An 8,553-nucleotide genomic window follows, 5' to 3' on the forward strand; every position below is an offset into this window, starting at 1 on the left:
CCGCCGATGCGCCCATGGTCGCCCTTTTCGGGTAGCATGGCGGTTTCTTCTCGCAGTCAATACGGAATCGGAACATGCGCAGTACGACACGTGAAATGGCAGCCCACAAGCGGGTTGCCCTGGTCGCCCACGACAACATGAAGCAGAACCTGCAACGCTGGGTCATGCAGCGCAAAGAGGCGCTCAAGCTGCACCACCTCTACGCCACCGGCACCACGGGCACCCTGCTTGGCAAGTCCGCCGGCCTGCCCATCACCTGTCTCTTCTCCGGCCCCATGGGGGGCGATCAGCAACTCGGCGCCCTGATCGCCGAGGGCAAGATCGACGTGCTCATCTTCTTCTGGGACCCGCTCAACGCCGTGCCCCATGATCCGGACGTCAAGGCCCTGCTGCGCCTGGCGGCGGTGTGGAACATTCCGGTGGCCACCAACGAGGCGACCGCCGATTTCCTGATGGACTGCCCGCACATGAACCAGCCGTTCACGGTCGAGATCCCGGATTATGCCGGCTACCTCAAGGAGCGCACTGCCTGAGGCGCCCCCCTTTGCCGATGAAAAAAGCCGGACACGAGTCCGGCTTTTTTGTTTCCGCCGCCCTTAGCGCGACAGCCCCTTCTGGGCGAACTTGGGGCGGGCATTCATGATCTGCTCGACCTGCTCGTCGCTCATCTTGCCGCGCGACAGCCCCAGCACCTTGTAGGTGAGCAGGGGGCGTGCCGGCAGGGCGATCATCAGGGCGCGGATCTGGTTCTCGTCCTCTTTCTCCCGGTGTGGGCGGCCATAGGCGTAGGTGAGGATGCCCGCATCCATCAGGTTTTTGACGGCGGGCTCGGTGATCGGCAGATTTATGACGCTTTTTCGTTGCAGCACGAACTCGCGCAGCACCGCCTTCTCGTTGAAGTCGAGAAACGAGAGGGTCTGCTCCATCTGGTCGTGCTGGCGGCGCTCGCTCCACTCGTCACACAGCCACTCCCAGCCGATGAGCAGCCCCTGGCTGGCGAAGTAGGAGAGGGCGACCAGCATGCCGACACCCAGCCAGCCGCCATAGATCTCGGTCCAGCGGCTGACGGCCCCACCCATCAAGGTGGAGGGGAACAGCAGGATCAGGCTGCAGCACAGCAGCAACCAGACCATGACCCAGTTGAGGCGAGCCAGATGATGGAAGTGTTGGATCCAGCGTTTCATGTCTATTCCTCGGTAAAAGGGGCAAGCGCAGGATCCAAAGCAAGGGACGTGCCAATAAAAAAAGGGGCGCAGTGTCCGCCCCTTTCGCCTCGGTGGCTCAGTAGTGCCGGGATCAGTACTGTTGGAAGTAACGCTGGATCTGCTGGGGATCCTTGGTCTTGGTGAGGGCCAGCATCAGCAGCACCCGCGCCTTCTGCGGGTTGAGGGTCTCGGCGGCGACGAAGCCGTACTTGGCGTCATCCACCTCGGCATCCAGGGTAGTCGAGCCGGTCGGCACCCGGGCCGAGCGCACCACGCGGATGCCCTCCTTGCTCGCCTTGGCCAGGGTGTCGAACAGGGTGTGGTAGAGGTTGCCGTTGCCGACACCGGCACTGACGATGCCGTCAAACTTGGCGTCGACCAGCGCCTTGGCCGGCAGATCCGAGGCGTTGGCATAGCTGTAGACGATACCGACCTGGGGCAGCTTGTCGAGCTTGCTCACGTCAAACGGGGTAGCGCTGGTGTGCTTGTGCTGCGGGGCGCGCTGGTAGTCGATCTTGCCGTTGTGGATATAGCCGAGCGGGCCGAAGTTGGGGGCGGCGAAGGTCTGCACCCCTGTGGTGTTGGTCTTGGTGACGTCACGGGCATCGAGCACGGTGTCGTTCATCGCCACCATCACGCCACGCCCCTTGGAGGCTGGATCGGAGGCGGTCACCACGGCGTTGTAGAGGTTCATCGGGCCGTCGGCGCTCATGGCGGTGGAGGGGCGCATGGCGCCGACCAGCACCACCGGCTTGTCACTCTTGACGGTGAGGTTGAGGAAGTAGGCGGTCTCTTCCATGGTGTCGGTGCCGTGGGTGATGACCACGCCGTCCACGTCATCCTTGGCCAGCAGCTCGTTGACCCGCTTGGCGAGGGTCAGCCACACCTCGTCATTCATGTCTTGGGAGCCGATCTTGACCACCTGCTCCCCCTGTACCTCGGCGATCTGTTTCATGTCGGGCACGGCGGCGATCAGGGTATCGATGGCGACCTTGCCGGCCTCGTAGTTGGATTGGGTGGCCGATTGGCCGGCGCCGGCTATGGTGCCGCCGGTGGCCAGGATGTGCACACTGGGCAGGGCAAAGGCGAGCGGGGAGAGGGTCATGCCGAGGACGGCGGCGATCAGGGTCTTGCGAATGGGGAGGGACATGCTGCGACTTCCTTCTCTGGTTGATTAAAAAATCGCAGCAATTTTGCGCCTTTTGTTTGGGTGGTTTGTGACCAGATTCACCAAAAGACAGACTGACACCGAATTTTTACCTGTTTTTTACCTCTAAATAGAGATATTAACCAGAGGCATCAACTGGCGTTGAAGCCCTGTGCCTCAACCAGTGCGATCAGGGCCGCTCGCTCGATCTCCCCTTCGACTCGGGCGGTGGCGCTGGCGAAATCCACCTCGACATGGGTCACGCCGGGCTGGCTGGCCAGCGCCTTTTGCAGCGAGGCGGCGCAGCCGCCGCAGGACATACCGGTGACATGTAGTTCGATCATGGTGCTACTCCTCGTGTGACGATGGTTTGACCTTACGCCTGCCGGCTGGGGCAAGGTCAAGCCATCAGGCCGAGATAGCCCATCAGCGCCGCACCCAGGCTGGTGGTGAGCAGGGAGCCGAGGGTGGTGGTGGCGATGATATTGGCGGCCGTGGTGCTGTCGCCGCCCATGGCGCGGGTCATCACGTAGCTGGCGGCGGCCGTCGGGGTCGAGCTGACCAGAAACAGGATGCCGAGCGCCTGACCGCGAAAGCCGAGCAACCAGGCCCCGACCACCAGCAGCAGCGGGATCAGCAGCAGGCGGTTGGCGGTGGCCCAGCCGGTGAGGGCGACGCCACCGCGCAGCACCCTGAGGTTGAGGCTGGCACCGGTGCAGAGCAGGGCCAGCGGCAGGGTCATGTGGGCAAAGTAGTTGCCGGTGGTGAGCAGCAGCTCGGGCAGCGCCACTCCAAACAGGCTAAACGGCAGTGCCGAGACGATGGCGATGATGAGGGGATTTTTGGCCACCCCTTTCACGATGGGCCGCAGGCCATGGCCCCCGCCGAGGCTGCGGGTCAGGGTGATCACCGCGAGGATGTTATAGAGCACGGTGACCGCTCCCACGTAGAGGGCGGCGGCCCCGATCCCCTCGGGGCCGTAGGCGTTTTGCACATAGGCCAGCCCCATGATCCCCATGTTGCCGCGAAAGCTCCCCTGCACGAAGATGCCGCGCAGGCGCCGCTCGCCGATGCAGCGCGCCGCCGTCAGCTCGAGCAGCACGAAGGCGGTGAGGGTGGCGAGCAGGCCGTAGAGGATCAGCCAGGGGCTCGGCATGGTCGAGAAGTCGGTGCGCACCATGCTGAGAAACAAGAGGGCCGGCAGGGTCACCTGGAACACCAGTCGCGAGGCCGATTCGACGAAGCTGTCGGGTAACAGGCCGAGGCGTTTGAGGGCGATGCCGAGCAGCAACACCAGACAGATGGGGCCGGTGATCGAGAGTGAGAAGTGCAGGCTGGCGAGGAGATCCATCGTCCTCTCCTTCGTTGAAGACGGGGAGCCATTCTAGCGCCATCGGCTTGTATTTGCCGGAGCGAATCACAACAATACGGCCCTCTTCCCCCCATTTTTGATGCCGTGCCATGGAAAAGAAGCTCACCATCCTCGATATCGCCCGCCTCGCCGGGGTCGGCAAGTCGACCGTCTCGCGGGTGCTCAATCAGGACCCTAGGGTCAAGGAGGAGACCCGCCTGCGTATCGAGCAGGTGATCGCCCAGCACGGCTTCACCCCGAGCAAATCGGCGCGCGCCATGCGCAGCCAGAGTCAGAAGGTGATCGGCATCATCGTCTCGCGCCTCGATTCGAGCTCGGAGAACCAGGCGGTGCGTGGCATGCTCGAGACCCTCTACCCGCGCGGCTATGACGCGGTGCTGATGGAGAGCAAGTTCTCCCCCCAGAAGGTGCTTGAGCACCTGACGGTGCTGGAGCGGCGCGGGGTGGATGGCATCATTCTGTTTGCCTTTAACGATCTCGACTACGCCGCCATGACCCCCTTCTGTGAGCGGCTGGTGCTGGTGGCGCGTGAGGCGCCGGGCTTCTCGTCGGTCTGTTTCGATGACGAGGGGGCGATCCACACCATGGTGCAAGGCCTGCTGACTGAAGGGGTGCGTGACATCGCCTACCTCGGCGTCGATCCGGCCGATCTCACCACCGGGGCGCGCCGGCGTGACGCCTACCTCGCCTGCTGCGCCGAACATGGCCTGACGCCGAGGGTGGCGTTCGGGGATCTCTCCCATCAGAGCGGCTATCGCCTCGCGGCCTCGTTGCTGACCCCGACCACCGAGGCGCTGGTCTGCGCCAGCGACACCCTGGCCATCGGCGCCGCCAAATACTTGCAGGAGCAGGGGCGCGGCGAGGTGCGGGTGACCGGCCTTGGCAACAACCCGCTGCTCGGCTTCCTGTTCACCAATGCCCGCAGCCTGGATCTGGGCTACAAGGGGGCGGGGGGCTTGGCGGCGGCGCAGTTGCTGGGTCAGATCGAGCAGGGGCTCCCCCCGCGTGCCAGCATAGCGCCGAGCCTCTCAGTGTGATCCCGATCGCATAGCGCAGAACCTCGTATTGGCGATAGTGTGACCACACCGACAAAATGGGAACGTTCCCATTGATGCCTTTTTTCCTTTGTTTCATCTTAAATGGGAACGATACCAAAGCCTGGCTGCATGAAGCAGAAACGGGAACACGACACACACGCGTCACAGAGGGACGACCCCATGACCAAGATCAACACCCAGCATCTTGCCCTGCTCATCGAGAAGATTGGCGGCAAAGAGAACATCGCCACCGTCAGCCACTGCCTGACACGGCTACGCTTCGTGCTCAACGATCCGGCCAAGGCCGACGCCAAGGCCATCGAGGCCATTCCTGCGGTCAAGGGCTGCTTCACCAACGCCGGCCAGTTCCAGGTGGTCATTGGCAACGAGGTCGATCAGTGGTTCAAGGCGCTGACCGAGGAGATCGGCGTGAGCGGCGGCAGCAAGGAGAGCGCCAAGCAGGCGGCGCGTCAGAACATGAATCCGCTGGAGCGCGGCATCTCCCATCTGGCCGAGATCTTCGTGCCGCTGCTGCCGGCCATCATCACCGGCGGTTTGATCCTCGGTTTTCGCAACGTCATCGGCGACATCAAGATGTTCGATGGCAAGACCCTCACCGAAACCAGCCAGTTCTGGGCTCAGGTTCATGCCTTCCTGTGGCTGCTCGGCGAGGCCATCTTCCACTTCCTGCCGGTCGGCGTCTGCTGGTCTGCGGTCAAGAAACTGGGCGGCTCTGAGATCCTCGGGATTGTGCTCGGTATCACCCTGGTATCGCCCCAGCTGATGAACGCCTACCTCATCGGTCAACAGCTGCCCGAGGTGTGGGACTTCGGTCTGTTTTCCATCGAGAAGGTGGGCTATCAGGCCCAGGTGATCCCGGCACTGCTGGCCGGTGTGGCGCTGGCCTGGATTGAGACCAACATGAAGCGCATCATCCCCGCCTATCTCTATCTGGTGGTGGTGCCCTTTGTCTCCTTGCTGCTGGCGGTGATCCTGGCCCATACCCTGATTGGCCCGTTCGGCCGCTGGATTGGTGACGGGGTGGCTTGGGCTGCCAAGGCCGCCATGACCGGCTCGTTTGCCCCGATCGGTGCCGCCCTGTTTGGCTTCCTCTATGCGCCGCTGGTCATCACCGGCATCCACCACACCACCAACGCCGTGGATCTGCAACTGATGCAGAGCATGGGTGGCACCCCGATCTGGCCGCTGATTGCGCTCTCCAACATCGCCCAGGCATCGGCCGTGGTGGGGATCATCCTGATCAGCCGCCGCGAGAACGAGCGGGAGATCTCGGTGCCTGCCGCCATCTCCGCCTACCTCGGGGTGACCGAGCCGGCCATGTACGGCATTAACCTGCGCTACAAGTTCCCCATGCTGTGCGCCATGGTGGGTTCGTGCCTGGCCGCCATCCTGTGCGGTTTTTCGGGGGTGCTGGCCAACGGCATCGGCGTGGGGGGCCTGCCCGGCATCCTCTCCATCCAGCCGCAGTTCTGGGCCATCTATGCCCTGGCCATGCTGGTGGCGATTGTCATCCCCATGGCTTTGACCGTGCTGGTTTACAAGCGCCAACAGGCGGCCGGCAAGCTGGCCACTATCTGATATGACAAGGCGCGGCATTGGCCGCGCCTGACTTCGTTTGATTGCAACACAAGAGAGACCCCCCATGAGTCAGACTCCCTGGTGGCAGAGTGCCGTGATTTACCAGATCTACCCCAAGAGCTTTCAGGACAGCGGTGCACGCGGTACTGGCGATCTCAAGGGGATCATGGCGCGCCTCGATTATCTCAAGACCCTTGAAATTGACGCCATCTGGCTGACCCCTGTCTATGTCTCGCCGCAGGTGGACAATGGCTATGACATCGCCGACTACTACGCCATCGATCCTGCCTACGGCACCATGGCCGATTTCGAGGCGCTGCTGGCGGCGGCCCATGCCCGCGGCATCCGCATCATCATGGATATCGTCGTCAACCACACCTCCACCGCGCACCCCTGGTTCAAGGCCGCGTTGGGAGACAAGAGCAGCCCTTACCGCGATTACTACATCTGGCGCGATCCGGTCGATGGCGGAGTGCCGAATAACTGGCAATCCAAGTTCGGCGGCAGTGCCTGGGAGCGCGATGCCGCCACCGATCAGTACTACCTGCATCTGTTTGCCCGCGAGCAGGCCGATCTCAACTGGGAAAACCCGGCGGTGCGCGCCGAGGTGAAGAAGATCATCCACTTCTGGGCTGGCAAGGGGGTCGACGGCTTCCGGCTTGACGTGATCAACCTCATCTCCAAGGATCAGGCCTTCCCGAGCGATGAGAGCGGCGACGGCCGCCGTTTCTACACCGACGGGCCGCGCATCCACGAGTTCTTGCAGGACGTGAGCCGCGACGTGTTTGCCCCTGTGGGGGCGATGACGGTGGGTGAGATGTCCTCGACCACCCTCGAGCACTGCCGCCGCTACGGTGCGCTGGACGGCTCCGAGCTTTCCATGGTGTTCAACTTCCACCACCTCAAGGTGGACTACCCGAACGGTGACAAGTGGACGCGCGCGCCGTTTGACTTCCTCGAGCTCAAGCGCATCTTCAACCACTGGCAAAGTGGTATGCACGGCCAGGCCTGGTCGGCGCTGTTCTGGTGCAACCACGACCAGCCGCGCATCGTCTCGCGTTTTGGCGACGAGGGTGAACACAGGGTGGTGGCCGCCAAGATGCTGGCCACGACCTTGCACGGGTTGCAGGGCACTCCCTACATCTATCAGGGGGAGGAGATCGGCATGACCAACCCCGGCTATCAGTGCATCGACGATTATCAGGATGTGGAGAGCCGCAACATCTACGCCATCAAGCGTGGCGAGGGGATGAGTGAGGCCGAGATCCTCGCCATTTTGGCCGCCAAGTCGCGTGATAACTCGCGTGCCCCCATGCAGTGGAACGCCGCCCCCAATGCCGGTTTTACCCAAGGCACCCCCTGGCTGGCGCCTGCCGGCAACTACACCACGCTCAACGCGACGGCGGCCCTGGCCGACTCGGATTCGGTGTTCTGGCACTACCGGGATCTGATCCGTCTGCGCAAGGCGTACCCCATCCTCACGGTGGGGGACTATCAGGAGCTGCTGGCCGGGCATGCGCAAGTCTGGGCCTATGCCCGCAGTGCCGAGGGGCAGACCCTGCTGGTGGTGAGCAACTTCTACGGCGAGGCGGTGGATTTCGCCCTGCCCGAGGGGATCTCCCAGGGGCGTGGCGAGCTGCTGATCTCCAACTACGAGGGGAGCCCGTCGCGGCCCCAGTCGTGCCGGCTGCGCCCTTATGAATCGCTGATGTGGCTTATCAAGGAGTGAGCATGAGCGGGATGGCGGGGACTGAGTGGCACAAGATGGTGGCGGGCGAACCCTATGATGCGGGTGATCCGGAGCTGGTGGCCAGGCGGGAGCGTTGCCGGGCCCTGCTCGGGGAGATGAACCGTGACAGCACCACCTCGGCCGAATGGGAGGGGCGGCTGACCGCCCTCCTGGGAGGACGCGGTGCGCGCTGCTTTATCACGCCCCCCTTCTTTTGCGACTACGGCAGCAACATCCATGTGGGCGAGAACTTCTACGCCAACTTTGGCTGCACCATCCTCGACGTGTGCGAGGTGCACATCGGTGACAATGTGCTGCTGGCGCCCCATGTGCAGATCTATGCCGCCACCCACCCGGTGGCGGTGGCGCCACGGGTGGCAGGAGTGGAGTTTGGCAAGCCGGTGCGCATCGGGGACAACGTCTGGATCGGTGGGGCCAGCGTCATCTGCCCCGGCGTCACCATA

The 8,553-nt window shown here is 63.3% G+C and carries 9 protein-coding genes; 5 read left to right on the forward strand and 4 right to left on the reverse strand.

Annotated features, from left to right (window positions below):
• Nucleotides 1-74: 74 nt before the first annotated feature.
• The gene (locus tag BN1134_RS09510; protein WP_042046856.1) at nt 75-533 is read left to right on the forward strand and encodes a methylglyoxal synthase; all 459 of its coding nucleotides are present in this window, start codon (nt 75-77) and stop codon (nt 531-533) included.
• A 63-nt stretch (nt 534-596) separates the two neighbouring features.
• Here the strand turns inward: BN1134_RS09510 and BN1134_RS09515 are convergent, their stop codons facing one another.
• The 4 genes from BN1134_RS09515 to BN1134_RS09530 form a co-directional block, all read right to left on the reverse strand.
• Entirely contained in the window at nt 597-1,184 is a 588-nt protein-coding gene (locus BN1134_RS09515) for a superinfection exclusion B family protein (RefSeq protein WP_042046858.1), read from the reverse strand.
• A 112-nt stretch (nt 1,185-1,296) separates the two neighbouring features.
• On the reverse strand, nt 1,297-2,355 hold the full coding sequence (ansB, locus tag BN1134_RS09520; protein ID WP_042046859.1) for an L-asparaginase 2: 1,059 nt from the start codon (nt 2,353-2,355) through the stop codon (nt 1,297-1,299).
• A gap of 149 nt (nt 2,356-2,504) precedes the next feature.
• Nucleotides 2,505-2,696, reverse strand: coding sequence for a heavy-metal-associated domain-containing protein (locus tag BN1134_RS09525; protein ID WP_042046860.1), 192 nt, complete (start codon nt 2,694-2,696; stop codon nt 2,505-2,507).
• A 56-nt stretch (nt 2,697-2,752) separates the two neighbouring features.
• Nucleotides 2,753-3,703, reverse strand: a complete 951-nt coding sequence (locus tag BN1134_RS09530) for an AEC family transporter (protein ID WP_042046861.1) — start codon at nt 3,701-3,703, stop codon at nt 2,753-2,755.
• Between the two features lie 110 nt (nt 3,704-3,813).
• Between BN1134_RS09530 and treR the strand changes: the two genes are divergently transcribed.
• From treR to BN1134_RS09550, 4 genes are all read left to right on the forward strand, one after another.
• Nucleotides 3,814-4,761, forward strand: coding sequence for a trehalose operon repressor TreR (treR, locus tag BN1134_RS09535; RefSeq protein WP_042046862.1), 948 nt, complete (start codon nt 3,814-3,816; stop codon nt 4,759-4,761).
• Nucleotides 4,762-4,941: 180 nt separating this feature from the next.
• Nucleotides 4,942-6,360, forward strand: coding sequence for a PTS trehalose transporter subunit IIBC (treB, locus tag BN1134_RS09540; protein WP_042046863.1), 1,419 nt, complete (start codon nt 4,942-4,944; stop codon nt 6,358-6,360).
• A gap of 64 nt (nt 6,361-6,424) precedes the next feature.
• The gene (gene treC / locus BN1134_RS09545) at nt 6,425-8,089 is read left to right on the forward strand and encodes an alpha,alpha-phosphotrehalase (RefSeq protein ID WP_042046864.1); all 1,665 of its coding nucleotides are present in this window, start codon (nt 6,425-6,427) and stop codon (nt 8,087-8,089) included.
• 2 nt (nt 8,090-8,091) lie between these two features.
• Nucleotides 8,092-8,553: sugar O-acetyltransferase (locus tag BN1134_RS09550; RefSeq protein ID WP_042046867.1), on the forward strand; the 462-nt coding region annotated here is incomplete at its 3' end.

The sequence above is a fragment of the Aeromonas simiae genome (assembly GCF_000820125.1).
In the GTDB taxonomy this organism is placed as follows: domain Bacteria; phylum Pseudomonadota; class Gammaproteobacteria; order Enterobacterales; family Aeromonadaceae; genus Aeromonas; species Aeromonas simiae.